The sequence below is a fragment of the Enterococcus sp. 125944 genome, assembly GCF_051909435.1.
Lineage (GTDB): Bacteria > Bacillota > Bacilli > Lactobacillales > Enterococcaceae > Enterococcus_D > Enterococcus_D gallinarum.
The window spans coordinates 50,290-70,306 of record NZ_JBQASY010000009.1; the positions used below are offsets into that span (position 1 = coordinate 50,290).

17 protein-coding genes and 1 other RNA gene are annotated in these 20,017 nt (G+C 42.3%); 14 read left to right on the forward strand and 4 right to left on the reverse strand.

Annotation, left to right across the window (positions count from 1 at the left end; translation table 11 throughout):
• The first annotated feature begins 198 nt into the window (after nucleotides 1–198).
• Both ACTFWY_RS09625 and ACTFWY_RS09630 read left to right on the forward strand, forming a co-directional pair.
• Entirely contained in the window at nucleotides 199–960 is a 762-nt protein-coding gene (locus ACTFWY_RS09625; protein WP_003128453.1) for an ABC transporter ATP-binding protein, read from the forward strand.
• Nucleotides 957–2,537: a hypothetical protein gene (locus tag ACTFWY_RS09630; protein ID WP_003128454.1), complete on the forward strand. Its 1,581-nt coding sequence runs from the start codon at nucleotides 957–959 to the stop codon at nucleotides 2,535–2,537. Before ACTFWY_RS09625 ends, ACTFWY_RS09630 begins: the two co-directional genes overlap by 4 nt.
• Nucleotides 2,538–2,911: 374 nt before the next feature.
• Here ACTFWY_RS09630 and ACTFWY_RS09635 read toward each other — a convergent pair whose 3' ends face one another.
• The 4 genes from ACTFWY_RS09635 to ACTFWY_RS09650 all read right to left on the reverse strand — a co-directional run bounded on the left by ACTFWY_RS09635 (nucleotide 2,912) and on the right by ACTFWY_RS09650 (nucleotide 5,430).
• Entirely contained in the window at nucleotides 2,912–3,394 is a 483-nt protein-coding gene (locus ACTFWY_RS09635; RefSeq protein WP_003128457.1) for a universal stress protein, read from the reverse strand.
• A gap of 63 nt (nucleotides 3,395–3,457) precedes the next feature.
• Nucleotides 3,458–3,742 carry a hypothetical protein gene (locus ACTFWY_RS09640; RefSeq protein WP_003128458.1) on the reverse strand — a complete coding sequence of 95 codons (285 nt, stop codon included), beginning with the start codon at nucleotides 3,740–3,742 and terminating at the stop codon, nucleotides 3,458–3,460.
• 118 nt (nucleotides 3,743–3,860) lie between these two features.
• Nucleotides 3,861–4,055: non-coding RNA, 6S RNA (gene ssrS / locus ACTFWY_RS09645), on the reverse strand.
• Nucleotides 4,056–4,152: 97 nt separating this feature from the next.
• The gene (locus ACTFWY_RS09650; RefSeq protein ID WP_005472852.1) at nucleotides 4,153–5,430 is read right to left on the reverse strand and encodes a replication-associated recombination protein A; all 1,278 of its coding nucleotides are present in this window, start codon (nucleotides 5,428–5,430) and stop codon (nucleotides 4,153–4,155) included.
• A gap of 176 nt (nucleotides 5,431–5,606) precedes the next feature.
• On the opposite strand from ACTFWY_RS09650, the gene ACTFWY_RS09655 reads away from it, so the two are divergent.
• The 12 genes from ACTFWY_RS09655 (at nucleotide 5,607) to ACTFWY_RS09710 (ending at nucleotide 19,969) form a co-directional block, all read left to right on the forward strand.
• Nucleotides 5,607–6,227, forward strand: coding sequence for a DNA-3-methyladenine glycosylase (locus ACTFWY_RS09655; RefSeq protein WP_005472850.1), 621 nt, complete (start codon nucleotides 5,607–5,609; stop codon nucleotides 6,225–6,227).
• Nucleotides 6,228–6,244: 17 nt separating this feature from the next.
• On the forward strand, nucleotides 6,245–6,733 hold the full coding sequence (locus tag ACTFWY_RS09660) for a DUF3013 family protein (protein ID WP_003128461.1): 489 nt from the start codon (nucleotides 6,245–6,247) through the stop codon (nucleotides 6,731–6,733).
• An 11-nt stretch (nucleotides 6,734–6,744) separates the two neighbouring features.
• The gene (prmA, locus tag ACTFWY_RS09665; RefSeq protein WP_003128462.1) at nucleotides 6,745–7,686 is read left to right on the forward strand and encodes a 50S ribosomal protein L11 methyltransferase; all 942 of its coding nucleotides are present in this window, start codon (nucleotides 6,745–6,747) and stop codon (nucleotides 7,684–7,686) included.
• Nucleotides 7,687–7,696: 10 nt separating this feature from the next.
• Nucleotides 7,697–8,452, forward strand: coding sequence for a 16S rRNA (uracil(1498)-N(3))-methyltransferase (locus tag ACTFWY_RS09670; protein ID WP_005472847.1), 756 nt, complete (start codon nucleotides 7,697–7,699; stop codon nucleotides 8,450–8,452).
• 4 nt (nucleotides 8,453–8,456) lie between these two features.
• Nucleotides 8,457–9,116 carry a hypothetical protein gene (locus tag ACTFWY_RS09675; protein WP_005472845.1) on the forward strand — a complete coding sequence of 220 codons (660 nt, stop codon included), beginning with the start codon at nucleotides 8,457–8,459 and terminating at the stop codon, nucleotides 9,114–9,116.
• A 208-nt stretch (nucleotides 9,117–9,324) separates the two neighbouring features.
• The gene (locus tag ACTFWY_RS09680; protein WP_003128466.1) at nucleotides 9,325–11,535 is read left to right on the forward strand and encodes a RelA/SpoT family protein; all 2,211 of its coding nucleotides are present in this window, start codon (nucleotides 9,325–9,327) and stop codon (nucleotides 11,533–11,535) included.
• 10 nt (nucleotides 11,536–11,545) lie between these two features.
• Nucleotides 11,546–11,992: a D-aminoacyl-tRNA deacylase gene (gene dtd / locus ACTFWY_RS09685; RefSeq protein WP_409531353.1), complete on the forward strand. Its 447-nt coding sequence runs from the start codon at nucleotides 11,546–11,548 to the stop codon at nucleotides 11,990–11,992.
• Between the two features lie 354 nt (nucleotides 11,993–12,346).
• Complete coding sequence (locus ACTFWY_RS09690) at nucleotides 12,347–13,891, forward strand: ABC transporter permease (RefSeq protein WP_311828399.1); 1,545 nt, start codon at nucleotides 12,347–12,349, stop codon at nucleotides 13,889–13,891.
• A gap of 12 nt (nucleotides 13,892–13,903) precedes the next feature.
• Nucleotides 13,904–14,578 (forward strand): ABC transporter ATP-binding protein, encoded by a 675-nt coding sequence (locus tag ACTFWY_RS09695; RefSeq protein WP_003128471.1) that lies wholly within the window; start codon nucleotides 13,904–13,906, stop codon nucleotides 14,576–14,578.
• Nucleotides 14,571–16,067 (forward strand): PASTA domain-containing protein, encoded by a 1,497-nt coding sequence (locus tag ACTFWY_RS09700; protein WP_003128472.1) that lies wholly within the window; start codon nucleotides 14,571–14,573, stop codon nucleotides 16,065–16,067. The genes ACTFWY_RS09695 and ACTFWY_RS09700 overlap by 8 nt, the downstream gene beginning before the upstream one ends.
• Before the next feature lie 301 nt (nucleotides 16,068–16,368).
• The gene (locus tag ACTFWY_RS09705; RefSeq protein ID WP_005472838.1) at nucleotides 16,369–18,108 is read left to right on the forward strand and encodes an ABC transporter ATP-binding protein; all 1,740 of its coding nucleotides are present in this window, start codon (nucleotides 16,369–16,371) and stop codon (nucleotides 18,106–18,108) included.
• Complete coding sequence (locus ACTFWY_RS09710) at nucleotides 18,047–19,969, forward strand: ABC transporter ATP-binding protein (RefSeq protein ID WP_197081171.1); 1,923 nt, start codon at nucleotides 18,047–18,049, stop codon at nucleotides 19,967–19,969. The genes ACTFWY_RS09705 and ACTFWY_RS09710 overlap by 62 nt, the downstream gene beginning before the upstream one ends.
• Nucleotides 19,970–20,017 lie beyond the last annotated feature (48 nt).

The following is a 20,017-nucleotide window of genomic DNA, read 5'->3' on the forward strand; positions in this document are numbered from 1 at the left end:
CATAGACCAGCGGATTCCCGCTTGCTGTTGATCTATGATCATGGAAAAACCCATGTGCTACTCCCCTAAATTGCTATAATTATCTTTGTTTTGCTGATTCCTGTCAACTTTTTTCATTTAAAATGTAAATAAACATTTTAAATTTTCTGTTTATTCACGTAAAATTACGTTAAGTCTTATTTCTAAGGGGGATAGTAAATGATTGAATTGAAACATGTAAGTAAAACGTACGGAACAAAAAAAGCATTGAAGGACCTTTCTTTGACGATTCAGCAAGGTGAGATCTTTGGTTTTTTAGGACATAATGGTGCGGGAAAATCAACGACCATCAAGAGTCTAGTTAGTATTTTACAGCCGACGAGTGGCGAAATCGTTTTTGATGGCAAAGCATTAGCCCAATACCGAGAAGAAATAAAAAAACAGATTGCTTATGTCCCGGATTCACCGGACATGTTTTTGCAGTTGACCGCCGGAGAATATTGGGATTTGATCGCAGCTGCTTATGAAGTACCGGAAACCCAAAAAAAGGTACGCTTAAATGAACTGGGCCAGTTATTTGATATGACGACGCATGCAGAAGAAACGCTAGCCAGTTTTTCCCATGGTATGCGGCAAAAAACCATTCTAATTGGAGCATTACTGCCGGATCCGGATATTTGGATCTTAGATGAGCCTTTGCAGGGATTAGACCCGCAGGCAGCGTTTGATCTAAAAGAAATGATGAAAGCACATGCTGCGAAAGGCAAAACGGTTATTTTCTCGACGCATGTCTTGGATACTGCCCAACAGCTTTGTGATCAGTTAGCTATTTTGAAAAAAGGCGAATTGCTTTATAACGGTTCTGTCGATGAATTGCTTGCACAAAATCCAGATCTTTCTTTGGAAGCGATCTATTTAAAAATGACAGGTAGAGGCGCGGAAGAGCCATCGTTGACAGAAAATGGAGGCGAGTTCAGATGAACAAGCGACAGTTATTGACGTTGACAAGCGTCAATCTTCGGTACGCCAATCCGCAAGTCACAGACAAAGCCCGTAAAAAAGGAAAAAGCGGGACACAATTGACTCGTTATTTGATCCAACAATATGTATTATCAGGTTTCGTTTTTTTAGTGATTTACGGCCTAACAATGATCGCACTGGATTTCAGCCGTTTGCCAGGTTTTTTCACTTATTATGTTGCTCTTTTTGGCGTTCTAGGATTTTCTCAAGGAATCTCGTCCATTTTTAATGTCTTCTTTGAGAGTCAAGACTTGCCTGCATATTTGCCATTGCCTTTCCGGCAAGCAGAAATTTTCACCGCCAAGATTCTTGTTGTCTTTTTAACAGTGGCACCATTTGTTTTTCCGTTATTTGTCTTATTTCTTTTAACGGGAATGCGTTCACAGGTCTTTATTCTGCTCACGCTTTTGTTAGCGATTGTGCTCTTTTTATTATTTCTGGTGATTGTTTTTAGTATTTGTAGTTTGATCGTTTTTGGATTGGCTCGAACAAAATTGTTTCGTGAACATAAAAAAATGATGACCAGCTTGTTGTTGGGAATTTCTATGATCGTAGTAGTGGTAGGGATCTTGATGATGAATCAAACCAGTTCCTACGATACACAGATCATGGATCGCGGGGCCATTGCCTTTTTACTGCCATTTTTCTATATCATGCACAGTCCCTTTGCAGTTGCAGGAATCGGGAGCTTTGCTATTGTTCTAGTGGTTTGTTTGTTGCTGCTAGGAGCGATTCGGTTCTTTATTTTACCGAAGTTTTATGATCAGGTGGCGATGGCTGTGCCCGACCATGGAAGCGTGCGACGGAAGCAGAAATCCGGGCAAGGATTGTCGCAGATGTTATTCAGTTATAATTCCCAGCTGGTTCGAGATCCCAACTTGATTATGCAAGTATTGTCCACTTCACTGATGACACCGATCATTTTTATTGTGACATTTGCATTGAGCGGTACGTTTGATCTAGGACAAATGGATGCTCGTTTTTGCGGAGTGTTCTTTTTGGCAGGTATCGCATTAGCTGTGATGATGGTCAATCCAACCTCTTTTATCAGTACCTTGATTTCATTGGATCAGCAAAATTTTCTGTTTGTTCGTTCATTGCCGTTGTCTATGAAAAAATATTTACAAGCAAAATTCCGATTTGGCTTAATGCTTCAAATGGTTTTGACTGGCGGGATTGCCTTATTGGCGATTTTGCTCTTTAAGATGCCGATCCTATTGGCAACGACTTTCTTTCTAGGTACGTTACTTGGTTGTTACTTGCTATGCTTAAAATATTTTGCTCGTGATTATCGCTTGCTTTTGCTTGATTGGACCAATGTCAGTCAATTGTTTACCCGGGGTGCCGGAAGTGTGGGAATGATCGTCGGCATGATGGTGGCACTTCTCCTTAGTATTCTGTTACTCGTCGGTTACGGTTTTGCAGCAACGATGATTCCATTTTGGCTCTTGAATGGCCCAGTCTTGCTAGTTCTGTTGATTGGTAGCGTGCTATGGCACAACTACTATCAAAGAAAATTTTGGCAGTTGATTCACTGAGTCTAGTCGCCATCAATAGCGCATTGAAAAAGAAATAGATTTAATCAGAAAATTCAGAAAAAAGACTTTACAAGTATTCAGAAACATGATTAGATAATAAATAACCTATTACTTTGCTTTCATTTTTTGCTGGCAAGCTTGCTCCACAGGCTTGTTGCAAGAGACTGTGCCAAACGTCATACTGATCAGAAGGAACCAGAAGGTGTCCTCTTCAAGAAAGACAGCTAGGTCATTTTGAGCTGAGACGGATGGTACAGTTTTTTTAATGGCTAAAACTAACAAATCGTGAAAAATAGAAAAAAACACTCTGACAAGAACCTTTTTGTCAGAGTGTTTTTGTTTTTGATTTGAGTATGTGTTGGTTCATTCAGAGATTATGCTTCCTCTTTTTCGTTGGTTGTTGGCAGATGATTGTCAAGGTCTGTCCGTACGACCAATACGTCACAAGAGGCATGACGGATTACATACTCAGAGACTGAACCAATAAAAATTCGTTCGACGGCATTGAGACCAGTAGCGCCGATCATGATTAAATCGATTTGATTATCTTCTGGTAATTGTTTCGCAATGATTGGTTTTGGCGAACCGTATTCGATGACAGTCTTTACTGCAGTTACTTGGTTCTTACGGGCATAGTCTTCATAATCTTTCAATGTTTGCTTAGCCATTTCAGTCGCTTGCTCAGCCAACATGCCATCAAAGGAAGAAACAGTTTGAAAGGCACGGGTATCGATTACATGGGCTAGTACCAGTTCAGAATTGTTCCGTTGGGCTACATTGACCGCTTTTTTAAAAGCTAATTCTGACTCACTTGAGCCATCTACTGCAACCATGATTCGTTGATATTGTTGTAACATATGAAACACTCCTCTCAGATAACTTCATCTTTATTGTAAAACTTTTTGACTAAAAAGAAAAACCTAATTATCTGTTTTTTTCATCTTACGGGCAAACAGCAAACTGAATGAGGCAGAAGTAATCATTAACACTGCTAAATAAACGAGGGCAATCAACTTTTTGTCTAAAAAAGCCACGATGATTGCAAGAATACCTAAAATACCATGAAGATAGCCATAAATGGTCAAAAAAGTTTGATTTTTAGTATTTTCAGGAATAAGGGAAAAGAAAATGGCATGTTTTGTTAACAGTAAGTAGCAGACGCCAAACAACAAAACAGCAGCAATCAAAAATAATAGAAAAATCATCCGTGAAATCCGTCCTTCTCTTATAAGATAGTTTTAGTATAGCGAAGTGCTAAAGGAATAGCAAAAAGCACAAAAAAGCCACCTGTCTAAAACAGATGGCACATTCAATAAAGAATGGGTAATATCCGTAGATGCCGTTCTTTTTCCCGTAGTATTGATCCCGCAAATTCTAGCAGGTGGGTTCCACGGTCTAAGCATCGAACTACCAAATGAAAAGGCATGTTACCAGCTTTGACACAAGACGGATCCCAATATATCAATAAAAATGTTCGGTCAACACACAGATGGGACAACTCGTACATCACAGAATTCCCACCTTCATAGTAGCATAGGACAACAAAAGTAGCAATAAAGAAGATTGAAAACGGTGACAAAAACCTTTCTCGCTTCCATGAAGCGGCTGCTGAGGGTTAGGTCTGTTTTTTTCGTTGCTGCAATTGTTGATATCTTTGACCTAGAGCTTGCTCGTATTTTCCGGTAGCCTTTGGCTGATAATAGTGAGCTTGCTTGATTTTATCGGGTAAGTATTGCTGATCGACCCACGCATCATCAAAGTTGTGCGGGTATTGATAACCGACGCCTCGGTTCAAGGCTTCAGCTCCTTTGTAATGACTGTCTCTTAGATGATCAGGGACATCCCCGGCATTGCCTGCACGAATATCTGCGATGGCAGCGTCTAGTGCCATATAAGCCGAGTTGGACTTAGGGGATAGACAAAGGTCGACCACAGTATCTGCTAAAGGGATCCTCGCCTCAGGTAAGCCTAATCGTTCCGCTGCTAAGACAGCATTGACTGTTCGAGCAGCTGCCGCTGGATTGGCCAACCCGATATCTTCATAACCGATCACCATCAAACGCCGGCAGATGATTGCCAAGTCTCCTGCTTCTACCAGACGACCCAGATAATGGAGTGCCGCATCAACATCACTGCCGCGGATCGATTTTTGAAAAGCAGAGATGACATCATAATGGGCATCGCCATCTTTGTCATGGGTCAATGCTTTGCGCTGAACACACTCTTCAATAATTGGCAAAGTCAAATGGATTTTCCCATCAGAACTTGGCGGCGTGGAGCGAGCAGCGAGTTCTAATCCATTGAGTGCACTGCGGAGATCCCCATTGGTCGCTCGTGAAAGATGGAGACGAGCTTCTTCTGTCAACTGGATCGATTCTGTTCCCAAGCCACGTTCTTTATCAGCTAAAGCCGCATCAATGGCGGCTAAAATATCTGATTCTTGCAATGGTTTTACTTCAAAAATCTGTGTACGACTACGGATGGCTGGGTTGATAGTGATATAAGGATTTTCAGTTGTGGCCCCGATCATAATGATTTTTCCGCTTTCTAAATGAGGCAGTAAGAAATCTTGCTTTGTTTTATCCAGACGATGGACTTCATCCAAAAGTAAAATGACTGTGCCGCTCATTTTGGCTTCTTCGGCGACGATTTGAAGGTCTTTTTTCGTATCAGTCGCAGCATTCAGCATGCGGAATGCGTAACGTGTCGAACCGGCGATTGCACTAGCGATACTTGTTTTTCCGGTCCCTGGTGGACCATACAGGATCATGGAAGAGAGCATCTTGGCCTCAACCATCCGGCGAATGATCTTTCCGGGTCCAACTAAATGCTGTTGACCTACGACTTCATCAAGGTTGCGGGGACGCATGCGGTACGCAAGTGGTTGCTGCATAATAAGCTCCTTTCTTTTTTCTTTAGTATATCATAAGAACGTATATTCCCATAAGGAAGCGGGTATTTTGCTATTGAAACTAGTCAGTGGCGATAGAAAGGTCAAACAATTGATAAGATGGTCGTAATCAATAGTAAGTTCCTTGAGAATTGTGTAAAATAAAGAAGGTGAAGAAAATGAATGAAATTGAACAATTATTTGCACAACAATCAACAACAGCGATTGCCCGGCAATTATTAGGAATGTATCTGGAACATGAGACGCCCAGTGGGAAATTAGGCGGTTATATCGTCGACTGTGAAGCTTATTTAGGACCAGAAGATCTGGCTGCTCATAGTTTCGGGATGCGTAACACGCCACGAGTTCGAGCAATGTATGAAAAGCCGGGAACGATTTATTTATATACGATGCATACTCATTTGATTTTGAATTTTATCACACAGCCTGAAGGCATTCCCCAAGGGATCATGATCCGCGGCGTGGAGCCCGTCGAAGGAATCGCACAAATGGAGATAAATCGCAGTAAATCCGGTCCTGATCTCTCGAACGGACCTGGAAAGCTTGTGAAAGCTTTGGGAATTACGCCTGATTATTATGGCCATTCAATTTTTACAAGTCCACTGCATCTTGTCAACGAGAAACGGCGAACACCGAAAGAAATACTCGCTGTTCCCAGAATCGGTATCCCGAATAAAGGGGAGTGGACCCATAAGCCGCTGCGGTTTGTCGTAGCAGGTAACCCATATATTACCAACAGCAGAAAATCTGCTGTCCAGCCAGATCACGGCTGGCAATAGGAAAGAAGGAACGTATAATGGCTAAAGAAACAATGCTGACTTATTTGGACAGACAATTAACAAAAAAAATCCCTGAGTACGATGTTGCCCTTGATTGGGATGCAAGAAACCATACCATCGAACTTGTTTTACGCTTATTTGCAGAGAACCCGAATCATTTGCAGGTAGATGATGCCCAAGGAGTAGCCTCTGAAGAAGAGATCATCGAATTTGAAGACGGTATTTTATTGTTTGATCCCCAAAAGTCTTCCTTTGCAGAAGAGGACTTTTTGGCAGTCATTCCCTACGCAGGCAAAAAAGGAATCCAAAAAGCGTTGCTGGATGCTTTGGTTGATTACATCAAAGAGATTCTGACGGAGGGAGAAAGTGATTTACTAGATTTTCTAAACGATGAGAGTGAAGAAGCGGTCTTCGAACTAGTTTTCGATCAAGATCAGTTGTTAGACCGTATGAATACTTACCAAGAAAGCGATGGGGAATCGTATATTCCTTATCCAAGTTATTAAGGAGCAGATAGATGAAATGGAATGAAGTGAAAGTAGCTACTGCAAGTGAAGCAGTTGAAGCGGTCGCCAACATTTTGATGGAACAAGGGGCCAGTGGTGTAGCAATCGAAGATGTTCTTGACATTGAAAACTTTAAAAGCGATGCCTATGGTGAAGTGTTAGACAAAGAAACCTATACAACGCTGGATGAAGGCGCCCAGGTAACGGCTTATTTCCCCGAGACTATCTTTTTACCTGAAATTTTGCCATTTATTGAGGCGGCGATCGCTCGTTTACCGGAATATGGGTTAGCAATTGGCAAAAATGAGATTACCTCCAGTGAAGTAGTAGAGGAAGAGTGGGCGACTGCTTGGAAGAAATATTATCATCCAGTACGGATCACTCGCTATTTGACGATTGTTCCCAGCTGGGAACAATATGAAACGACGGACCCTGCCGAGAAAATCATTACGCTAGATCCAGGAATGGCTTTCGGAACTGGTACCCATCCGACGACGCGCTTGACGTTACAGGCGTTAGAAATGTATTTACGAGGCGAGGAAACGGTCCTGGATGTTGGAACCGGATCAGGGGTTTTAAGTATTGCCAGCCGCCACTTAGGGGCCAATCAAGTATATGCCTATGACCTTGACGAGGTGGCTGTTCGGGCGGCAAAAGAAAATATGGCACTAAACCCAGTTGCCGAAGCAGTGAATGTTGCTGCCAATGACCTTTTAACAGGTATTGAAATCGAAGCAGACATTATTGTAGCGAATATTTTAGCTGATATCATCTTACTGATGATCCCAGATGCTTGGCGGTTGCTGAAGCCTACCGGAACATTAATTGTTTCTGGAATCATCGAAGCGAAAAAACAACTTGTGATCGATGCCATGACAGAGCAAGGATTTGTTGTTGACCAAATCTTGAATCAAAAAGATTGGTATGCGATCGCACTAAAAAAACCAGAGTAGGGAATGTCATATGCAGCGATATTTTTTGAATGAGGATTATGAGGCGAAGCCTGTTTATGTAGTAGAGGGAGAACCGTTTCATCACATGGTACGTGTGATGCGGATGGTTCCGGATGATTGTGTCTACTTGGTCTTTCAAGACCAAGTAGCGATCCTCGCGAAAATCCAGCAGATCGATGAACAAGCGGTTCATTTGATTGAAGTAGAAAAGGAACAGCAAGACAAAGAATTACCGATTCATGTTACGATCGCCAGCGGGTATCCTAAAGGAGATAAATTGGAATTGATCGTCCAAAAAGGGACAGAATTGGGTGCCGCTAAATTTATCGGTTTTCCCGCCCAATCCTCGGTAGTTAAGTGGGACCATAAGAAACTCCAAAAGAAACAGCAGCGGCTGCAAAAAATTGCCCAAGAGGCTGCTGAACAAGCGCAGCGGCAACGAGCACCGATCATCCAACTGGCTGCTTCGGACAAAGAGTTGTGGGATAGTCTTTCAAACTATGACTATGTGATCGTTGCTTATGAGGAATCTGCTAAAAGCGGCGAGAATGCCAAACTGATCGATATTTTGTCCAAAGCAGCGCCCGGCAGCAAAATCTTAGCAATTTTCGGACCCGAAGGTGGGCTGACACCTGCTGAAATCACTCGTGCTGAATCTCAAGGTGCTGTGATCTGTGGGTTAGGGCCACGTATTTTGCGAACCGAAACCGCCCCATTTTATTTTTTGAGTGCTGTCAGCGTACTAACTGAATTAGTAAGGAAGTGATCAAGTGACGCAATTCAAAGACAAGCTTAGTTTTCGATTTTTACAAGCTGGACTGACGGATTGGTTGTTAAAAGATACGTTTACTGAATTTAACACACTTGGTGTCCAAGAAGTCATCGTGTTGCCTAGTGATTTGCGCAGAGCGAAGCAGTTAACTGAAGGCTCCGAGATCCAAGTCGGCTGTGCAGTTGATTTTCCCTTGGCACAAGGAACAATCGCTAAGAAAGCTTTTGAGATCGGTCATTCCTTTATGGATGGCGCTGATTTTTTAGAAGTCTGGCTACCAGCGGCTTTGTTGGTGGAAAAAGAGCGGACGGCTGATCTGGCGGAGTTAATGGAGACAAGCCGGTCACTGGCTTTGTCTGGTGGTGAGATCCGCTGGGCTGTCAATACTTCACTTATGAATGAGTTGACAAAGATCCAAGTAGCACAGCGTTTGAAAGCATGGGACTGGCCTAGTATTACTCTTGGTCAGCAGTTAACTGTTTCAGATGCGTTGCATGATGTCTCGATTTTTGCTCTAGATGGAGGACCGCAACTGACGATCCAAGTCAACACGGCAGCGTCTGTTACGGATCAGAAATCACTTGCAGAACTTTTACAGGCAGGGGCGGCAAAAATCGGCGTGCCCTTTACAGAGTCAGCGTTACTGTTGAATGAATAAACCGGTATTTTGTCTCGCTTGACCAGAATAGAGAGAATTGAAAAAAACAAGAAAAATTTGTATAATGACACTAATCATAAAAGAAGATGGCCAGGCAGAAGCGCATTGCTTCAAGAGTTCTGCTATTCAGAGAGTTGGGGATAGCAGAATTCTTTAGAAGCGGCTTCTGTCTTGCTTTTTGAAAATAGGAAAAAAGGAGGCGCGTTTCATGGCAAAAGAAGTGATATTATCCGGACCTGGTGTGATCAAGCTCGTGGCCCATTATATGAGTGAAGAACATGTTGCATTTGTACAGAAAGCTTTAGATTATGCGACAGAAGCCCACAAAGATCAGTTTCGCAAGTCCGGCGAGCCTTACATCATCCATCCTATTCAAGTAGCAGGGATTTTAGCGGAACTACAAATGGATCCTCATACAGTCGCCACTGGTTTTTTACATGATGTGGTAGAAGATACGGAAGTGACCCTAGCAGATCTAAAAGAAGTCTTTGGTGCAGATGTAGCGATGCTGGTCGATGGTGTGACAAAATTAGGGAAAATCAAATACAAATCCCATGAAGAACAGCTAGCAGAGAATCATCGCAAAATGCTGATCGCGATGGCTCAAGATTTGCGCGTGATCATGGTCAAATTAGCGGACCGCTTACATAATATGCGTACATTGAAACACCTGCGGGAAGACAAACAACGGCGAATCGCCCAAGAAACGATGGAGATTTATGCACCATTGGCGCATCGTTTAGGGATCAGCCGTATCAAGTGGGAGCTAGAAGATATTTCACTACGTTATTTGAATCCACAACAATATTATCGGATCGTTCACTTGATGCAAACCAAGCGGGAAGAACGGGAAGCTTATGTGTCGGAAACCGTTGAACAGATTCGACTTGCAACTGAAGAACTAGATATTTTTGCTGAGATCTATGGTCGTCCGAAACATATCTACTCCATTTACCGCAAAATGAAAGACCAGAAGAAACAATTCAATGAAATCTATGATCTTTTGGCTATTCGGGTAATCGTTGATTCAATCAAAGATTGTTATGCTGTTTTAGGAACGATCCACACAAAATGGAAACCAATGCCAGGTCGATTTAAAGATTACATTGCGATGCCTAAAGCGAATATGTATCAGTCACTACATACGACAGTGATCGGTCCCAAAGGCAATCCAGTAGAAATCCAGATTCGTACCCATGAGATGCATGAGATTGCTGAATTCGGGGTTGCTGCTCACTGGGCATATAAAGAGGGTAGAACCGAGAAAGTCAAAGCAGACAAAATGACCCAGCAAGTCGGTTGGTTCCGCGAAATTTTGGAACTGCAGGATGAAAGCTACGATGCTTCTGAATTTATGGAAGGTGTCAAAGGGGACATTTTCAGTGACAAAGTATATGTATTCACACCGAAAGGCGATGTCACAGAATTGCCTCAAGGTTCAAGTCCGCTGGATTTTGCCTACAGTATTCATACCGATATCGGGAACAAAACCACTGGTGCAAAAGTGAATGGCAAGATGGTCCAGTTGGATTACAAATTGAAAAATGGCGATATCATTGAAATCTTGACATCACCAAATTCATTCGGACCAAGCCGCGACTGGATCAAGCTTGTAGCTACCAGCAAAGCTAAAAACAAGATCAAACGTTTTTTCAAGGCCCAAGATCGTGACGAAAACATCATCAAAGGGCACGAAGCAGTGGTCAAAACATTGCAAGACATGGGCTTTGTACCAAAAGAATTTTTAACGAAAAGCAAGATGGCAGAAGCCTGCGAACGATTTAATTATCAAACAGAAGATGATTTATTTGCTTCTGTCGGTTTTGGCGAAGTGAGTCCAACTACACTGGCCAATCGTTTGACGGAAGAAGAACGCCGTGAGAAGCAGATCGAAAAACAAAAACAACAAGTACAAGACATGATCAATCAGCCAGCGAAGAAAGAACCAGAGAAAATGAAAGTCCGCCATGAAGGCGGGATCGTGATCGAAGGCGTGGACAACTTACTGATCCGAATCTCTCGTTGCTGCAATCCAGTTCCTGGTGATGCCATTGTCGGGTATATCACGAAGGGCCGCGGCATCTCGATCCATCGCAGTGACTGTCCGAATGTCCAAAGCAAAGAGATCGTCAATCGTCTAATCGATGTCGAGTGGGAGGATACTTCTAACAGCGGCAAAGAATACGATGCAGATCTGGAAATCTATGGTTATGATCGTTCCGGATTGTTGAATGATGTCTTGCAAACAGTCAACGCTGTTACTAAACGATTGGTCAGTGTGGAAGCGAAAACCAACAAAGACAAAATGGCCACGATTAGAATCACGGTCTCAATCCAGAACCTAACACATCTTAAGTCAATCGTGGACAAAATCAAACAAATCCCAGAAGTATATAGTGTCAGAAGAACAAAGGGGTGAGACGCGAGACATGCGAGCAGTCATTCAACGTGTAAGTGAAGCCAGTGTTGCAATCGATGGAACTACTGTAGGAGCAATCCAAAAAGGTTTTTTAGTTCTCTTGGGAATCACTCATGAAGATAGCCAAGAAGATGTGGATTACTTGGTTCGAAAAATCAAAAATTTGCGGGTGTTTGAAGATGAAGCGGGAAAAATGAATCAATCGATTGAAGCAATCGAAGGTGCTATTTTGAGTATCTCGCAATTCACATTGTATGGCGAGACCAAAAAAGGAAACCGTCCAAGCTTTATTCAAGCTGCCAGACCTGAAGTGGCTACACCATTGTACGAAGCTTTCAATGCGGGTCTGCACGCTGTAGGTATCGAAGTGGCTACGGGTCGCTTTGGCGCAGACATGCAAGTGTCATTAATCAATGACGGTCCTGTAACGATCCTGATCGATACGAAGGAAAAATAGGCTGCGTTCACAACGACTGCCTATCCAACATGCCAAAAGAACCAAAGCAAATAGTTTAAAGAGGACTGCCAACATGCAAGTTGGTAGTCTTTTTTTAGTGGAAATAAGTCCATCTTGTAGCACTTCTGGTACCAACCCTTTTGTCTTTGGACTATCTTACAAAACTGTAAGATAGTTCTTTCTGATCAGAAATAGTTATTTAAGAGCTGAATCTATTCCTTTTCGTAATGGTAGCAGTTACAAAAAAGTTATTTATTTTTATCCATCCCTAAAAAACTTTCAATAAATTAGATTGTCCTTAAAGCGCAAATGTGAAATAATAGTTAAAAAATAATGTCACTGGAGGAAATGACAATGAATTTTTGGCAGCGTGCATTAAAAAGTGTTACTCGCAGGAAAGGGAAGTCGTTTATTTTATTTTTAGTCATCTTTATTTTAGGTAACGTGATCGCAGGTGCGGTAGCTGTGCAGCAGTCTACTATGAATGTGGAACGGGAAACGAAAAAGAAAATGGGCAACGTTGCTACAGTCGAGTTTGATTATGAGCAGTTTGAGAAAGACAATTCAGGAAAATCAGATGAGGAAGTTTATTCTGAAGAAAATAGTCCGAAAACGCCAAAAACGGCGGACTATGACAAAGTGGGAGAATTAGATTACGTCAAATATTACGACTATACCATGATGGGTTGGTTAGAGACCAAGAAATTCAAAGCCTATACACCAGAAGATGAATCTTTTGGCATGGCGGGCGGCAATTATTTTAATTTAAAGGGCGGCAATCGACCACAGCCATTAGATATGGAAGAAGGCAACATCAAGCTGATCGATGGAGAAGTGTTTAGTGAAAAAGACTTGTCAGAAACCACTAATTCGATTTTGATTAGTAAAGAAGTCGCTGAAAAAAATAATTTGTCGGTTGGCGATCAATTTGTTTGGGATATGTATAGTGAAGTCCCTCAAGATCCGATGGGTGACAGTGATGATAGTACGGCTACTTCAGATGATGAAGATGCAGAGAGTGAAAGTGCAGAAATCCAAACAAAAGTTGTCACAGCTGATTATCCTGTCAAAGTTGCAGGGATTTTTAGTGTAGTAAAAAAGGAATCGGCCAATAGTAATCCTTCGCAAGAAGAAAAATCCAATCAAATCTGGCAAGCTGTTGAACAGATCAATACGATTTATGCTGCCAATCAGTTGGTGAAAGATTTTAGCAAATTCCAAAACGAAAAATTGTGGGGAGATATGGTAATGGCCGAAGATACGGAGGCCGAACCGGAAGAGTATTATCAAGCGATGTATGTTTTGAACTCTACCGACGATGTTGAAGCATTCAAACAAGAAGCCAATCCATTATTACCGGATTACTATCATGTGGTAGCTTCCACAGATCAATACGATCAGATTGCCGGAGGAATGAATCGTCTGGGAACGATTTCCCGCTATATCGTGATTGTTGCTGCTATTGCTACGGTCTTTATCATTTCATTAGTCGTTCTATTGTTTTTGCGAGACCGCAAGCAGGAATTAGGGATCTATCTATCTTTAGGAGAAGGCCGTGGGAAAGTGATTGGGCAAATCGTTATTGAAGTGGTGCTCGTCAGCTTAGTCGCTCTAATCTGCTCATTGGTGACGGGAAATCTATTAGGAAGTGCGGTTTCTCAAACATTGATGCAAAGTGACTGGATGACGAATCTGTCCCAAACGGATACCTATTCCATTTCAAGCACAATGATGACAAATACTCTCAGCTATGCGGATGTCCAAAGTGCTTATAAAGTCACTTTTTCTATGGGGTATGTCATCACCTATCTTTTATTGGGATTAGGTACAGTCTTATTATCTGCAATCTTGCCGTTGTTGTATATTCTACGGCTGAATCCAAAGAAAATCATGATGTAGGGGGAAGAAAAAATGGCTTTGTTGGAAACAAAAGAAGTAGATTACTATTATCAAGATGGCGATCAGCGGCGCTATATTTTGAAAGAAACATCGGTGGCGTTTGAAAAAGGCAAGTTTTATGCCATTTTAGGACAGTCAGGGTCAGGAAAAACCACATTTCTCTCTTTGATCAGTGCGTTGGATACACCTAAAAGTGGCGCTGTTTTCTTTAATGGAGAAGATATTCAAAAAATCGGACATGAGAAATATCGCCGAGACGATATCAGTATCATCTTTCAAAGTTACAATTTGATTCCGTACCTGTCTGCGGTAGAAAATGTACTAGTTCCAATGTCGATCACGGATAATCAATTGCCGGAGAACCAGCGGGAAGTCGCATACAATTTATTGGACTATATTGGGATCACGAAAGAAAAAGCAGATCGTTTAGTCAATCAGTTGTCTGGTGGGGAACAGCAACGGGTGGCAATAGCTCGTGCACTGGCGACGAATGTTGATATTATTTTGGCAGACGAACCAACGGGAAACTTAGATGAAGAAATGGAACAGGAAATCATCGATATTTTTAAAGATTTGGCTCATATGCATAACAAATGTGTGATTGTTGTGACCCATGCGAATGAAATCGCCCAACAAGCAGACGAAGTACTCTATTTGCGTAAAGGTGTGTTGAATAAAGATGAGTGATTTTTTATCAAATTTCAGTCCTGGTAATTACGATGGCAAGAAACAAAGCTCTCCTAAAGAAACTGAGTTTGACGAAAAAACAGAGCGTAAAGCAGAACCAATTCCAGATTCTCAGACATCTGATCAGGGCGCAGGAGAGAGTAAAGCTGCAGCAGCATCGGATCCGAAGGAAATGAAGCGAAGAACGCGCAAGGAAACTAGCTCTTCTCAACCGGTCAGTCGGTTCGGAAAAGAAGAGACAGAGTTTGATCCAACTTATCGCAAGCGGCAGCGTAAAAAATACGCGCTGATCGCTGGTGCTGTCATTGTGCTGATTGCCATCAGCAGTGTGGTGTATTATCAATTGACTCATGTGAAGGTTCCTGATTTTGCTAAGAAAGATTTATCCGAAGCCCGAACATGGGGCATGGAAGAAGGCGTGGCGATCAAAGTCGATCAAGTGTATGATTTTGAGGTAGAGACCAATCGAATCGTTAGTCAAAGTGTTGCTGCAGATCAGAAGATCAAAAAAGGCAAGACTTTGACAGTCAAAGCAAGCCTAGGTCCTGACCCAGAAGAAATGATCGAGCTGCCCGACTTTTCGTCACTGACTACCGAAGCGGCAAAAGAATGGATCGAGAAACAAAAGGCAGAAAATATCTCGTTGATCGAACAGTATGACGACAAAGTCGAAGCAGGTGTATTCATCAAACAAGAAGCAGCAAATAAAGAGCAAGATCTCAAAGCTTATAAGCGCAAAGATCGCTTAAGCATCTATTATTCAAAAGGAAAAGAAGTCTTCGAGAAGAACATCGAAGTTACTGATTTTACAGGGAAAAACAAAGGTGAAGCTCAAGAGTGGGCTAAGAAAAATGAATTGAAGTACAAAGAAGAAGCTGTTTTTTCTGATACAGTTGCTCTAGACGTCGTGGTTTCCCAAGAACCAGTCAAAGGCAGCAAATTGGCCAAAAAGGATCAATTTCTTGTCAAAGTTTCTAAAGGGAAAGCATTAGTTGTTCCTGATTTCTCACAGTATACCATCGAGCAAGCAGAGGGGCTAGAATCGAAGATACCGATTCAAGTCAAGACAGTTTATTCTGATCAAATCGGTTATGGCAATTTCATCAGTCAGTCGGAAGAGGCGGGCAAAGAATATAGTGACAGCGATACATTGCCAACAGTGAAAGTGGTTTATTCACTGGGGCAACCGTATTTGAAGGATATCCGGCACCAAGCAACGGAAGGCGATCTGCCAAAAATGTTCTTTGATGAGTACAAATCGAAAGGTGCTTCTGTATATTATGATGTCTACTATGTAGATTCAGCAGAACCAAAAGGAACAGTTGTGGAGATGAGTCGTTATGGTGAATTTATTCCATTGGAAGTATCGATCACCATCGGGATTAGTCGCGGAAATCTGCAAGGCGAGACCGAATCATTACCGGTCAGTCCTGAGACAGAAAATGTAAAGGATCCGCTAGAAACAGTCAACAGTGCCACTACCGAATGAGACATTTAGCAATCGGGCCCGTAACAAAGCTACAGAACCCAAGCAATAAGTGAGTGAACTATCTAAATGAAGTGTGTCTTCTGTTTGTCGACAATGACAGACTGAAACAGAAGGATCTACCTACATTTAGATAGTTTTTCTGTTTTTTTACTTGGATTTTGAAAAATGGAGAGAGGTTTTCTGTTATCAAGTAATCACAGGTTTTCAAGCATGCATGCTTGAAAACCTTTTATCGATACGGTACAGTTGAATTGATAACTAGTCAATAAGCAGTATTTTACATAGAGAAGGGACGAAAGAAATGATCAAAAAATTACTAGCAAATGTTGGCGATTATAAAAAAGCCAGCCTATTGACACCGGTCTATGTTGCCGGCGAAGTGGCGCTAGATGTCATTATGCCACTGATCATGGCAATGATGATCGACCAAGGAATTGAAAAAGGACACGCGGGCGTCATTTTGCGCTATGGCGGTCTGCTTTTTTTGTGCTCATTATTGGCACTGATGCTAGGAACTTTAGGAGGACGAACAGCTGCGATTGCTTCTGCCGGTTTTGCTCGAAATCTTCGCCACAACCTTTTTAGCAAGATTCAGGATTTTTCTTTTTCCAATATCGACCGTTTTTCTTCCTCTAGTTTGATCACGAGAATGACCACCGATGTGACTAATGTGCAAAATGCTTACCAAATGATTATCCGAATCTTGGTGCGCAGTCCATTGATTCTGGTTTTTTCACTGATCATGGTTAGCACGATCAGTCCAGAATTGATGCTGGTTTACCTAGTCGTCTTGCCAATTCTAGCCATCGGACTTGCTTTAGTGATTCGCTTTGCTCATCCGCTTTTCTTGAAAGTATTTCGGATCTATGACCGTTTGAACAACGTAGTCCAAGAAAATCTTCAAGGAATCCGTGTGGTCAAGTCCTACGTCAGAGAAGAGCAGCAAGAAGAACTTTTTGACGAGGTGTCAAATGATGTCTACCGCAACTTTACGCTAGCACAACGAATCGTCTCGTTCAATATGCCTTTGATGCAATTCTCGATCTATAGCTGTATGTTGCTGTTGTCTTGGTTCGGTGCCCAACTGATCGTTGAGCACAGCAGCTTGACGACAGGGGAACTGGTTAGCATGTTCAACTATACTATGCAGATCTTGATGAGTTTGATGATGATGTCAATGGCTTTTGTTCAGATTCTGATTGCTCGTACTTCCGCACAGCGGGTGGTGGAAGTTTTGGATGAAGAAAGCGACTTGAAAAATCCGGCATCGCCATTGACAGAAGTCAAAGATGGTTCAATTGTCTTTGAAAATGCTTGTTTCAGTTACGCAAATGATCAAACGAAATTGGCATTGGAAAATGTCAACTTACGAATTGAATCCGGAGAGGTAATCGGGATCATCGGCGGAACCGGAAGTGCAAAATCAACGCTGGTCCAATTGATCCCCCGTTTGTACGATGTAATTGACGGTCGTGTTCTCGTTGGGGGACAAGATGTTCGTGCCTATGATTTGGCAGCATTGAGGGATCAAGTCAGTATGGTTTTGCAAAACAATGTCCTTTTTAGCGGGACGATCAGTGAGAATCTTCGCTGGGGAAACGCGGAAGCAACGGATGAAGAGATTCAGCGGGTAGCAAAAATTGCCCAAGCGGATCCTTTTATCCAAGAATTTCCTGATAAATATGACACGTTGATCTCTCAAGGAGGAAATAATGTCTCCGGTGGACAAAAGCAGCGGTTAACGATCGCGCGAGCGCTGTTAAAAAGACCGAAAATTCTGATTCTAGATGACTCTACTAGTGCTGTTGATACAAAGACAGACCGTAGTATTCGAGCAGGATTGAAACAAGAAATCCCGGGAACGACAACGATCATCATTTCCCAAAGGATCAATTCGATCGAAGATGCCGATCGAATCATTGTGATGGATGATGGGAAAATCAACGGAATCGGAACCCATGAAGAATTATTAACTAGCAATGAAATTTATCGTGAAGTCTACGACTCGCAGCAGAAAGGATTTGGTGAAGGTGAAGAATAGACAAGCAGCAAATCCCCAGAGAACCTTGAAACGGCTGCTGGCGACCATGTTTGGCGATTACAAACTGCAGTTGATTATCGTATTGTTCATGATCTTGTTAAGTGCTTTTGCCAATGTTCGCGGCTCACTTTTTTTGCAAGTGGTGATCGATGACCATATCACTCCGCTGCTGGGACAAAGCAATCCTAACTTCAGCGGTCTGCTGGCAGCTATTATTCAGATGGCAATTATTTATTTAATTGGGATCATTGCTGGTTTGACTTACAACTTTATGATGGTCAAAATCAGTGAGGGCACTCAGAAAAAAATCCGCGATCAGATGTTCAAACATATGCAAAAATTACCGATTGGTTATTTTGATGGCCATTCTGATGGTGATATGATGAGTCATTTCACCAACGATACGGATACATTACGGCAAATGATTTCTCAAAGTATTCCCAATTTGATGATGGCTGCCGTCACATTTTGCTCGGTTTTCATTGCGATGTTTTCCATTAGTATCCCATTGACTTGCTTTGTACTGGTTTCGGTCATTTTGATGCTGAATGTGATTCGGATCATCTCCCGCAAAAGCGGCCGCTTCTTTGGCGCACAGCAACGGGATCTAGGCGCAGTCAATGGCTATATTGAAGAAATGATGCATGGACAGAAAGTTGTCAAGATCTTTAACCATGAACACGTTGTCATGCAGGAATTTGATGCTTTGAATGACCAGTTGCAATCCAGTGCTACAAAGGCCAATGTCAATGCCAATACATTGATGCCGATCATGATGAACTTGCTGAATGTTCAATACGTGCTGATCGCAATTATCGGCGGGCTCTTTGCCATCAATGGTGTCTCGGGACTAACCGTAGGGATGATTGCTTCTTTCTTACAGCTTAGCCGTTCGCTGAATGGACCGATCAGCCAAATTTCACAGCAGATCAACTTTGTGATCATGGCTTTGGCAGGTGCAGAACGCATTTTTCATTTGTTGGATGAGACCCCAGAGATTGATACAGGGTATGTCACGCTAGTCAATGCCAAATGGGAATCTGGCCATTTAGTGGAAACAACAAATCGTACAGGACTCTGGGCTTGGAAACATCCTCACGAAGATGGAACTGTTACGTACACAGAATTGACTGGAGATGTTCGTTTTGAAGCAGTTGATTTTGGGTATGTGGATCATCAAATGGTTCTGCATGACATCAATCTTTTTGCTGAACCGGGACAGAAAGTTGCTTTTGTGGGAGCAACGGGAGCCGGTAAGACGACCATCACTAACTTGATCAATCGTTTTTACAATATTCAAGAGGGAAAGATCCGTTATGATGGCATCAATATTCAAAAGATCCAACTAGAATCTCTGCGGCGCTCATTAGGGATCGTCTTGCAAGATACACATTTATTCACAGGAACGATTCGAGAAAATATTCGTTTTGGTAAACTGGATGCCACGGATGAGGAAGTAGAAGCGGCAGCAAAACTGGCGAATGCGGATATGTTCATCAATCATTTACCTGAGAAGTACGATACCGTAATCACGGGGGATGGCGAAGGGCTGTCACAAGGACAGCGACAGCTACTAGCAATTGCCAGAGCGGCGATCGCCGATCCGCCTGTTATGATTTTAGATGAAGCGACTTCCAGCATTGATACGCGAACAGAGCGGATCGTCCAGTCTGGAATGGACCGGCTGATGCAAGGTCGGACAGTTTTCGTGATCGCTCACCGTCTTTCGACGATTCAGAATTCAGATGTGATCATGGTGATGGATCATGGTCGAATCATTGAACGAGGTACTCATGATACGTTATTAGCAGAGAAGGGGACCTATTACCAACTGTATACAGGAAAAATTGAGTTAGACTGATTTTTTCCCAGGAAACGAAGACCGGATTTAAGGGTCTTCGTTTTTTTT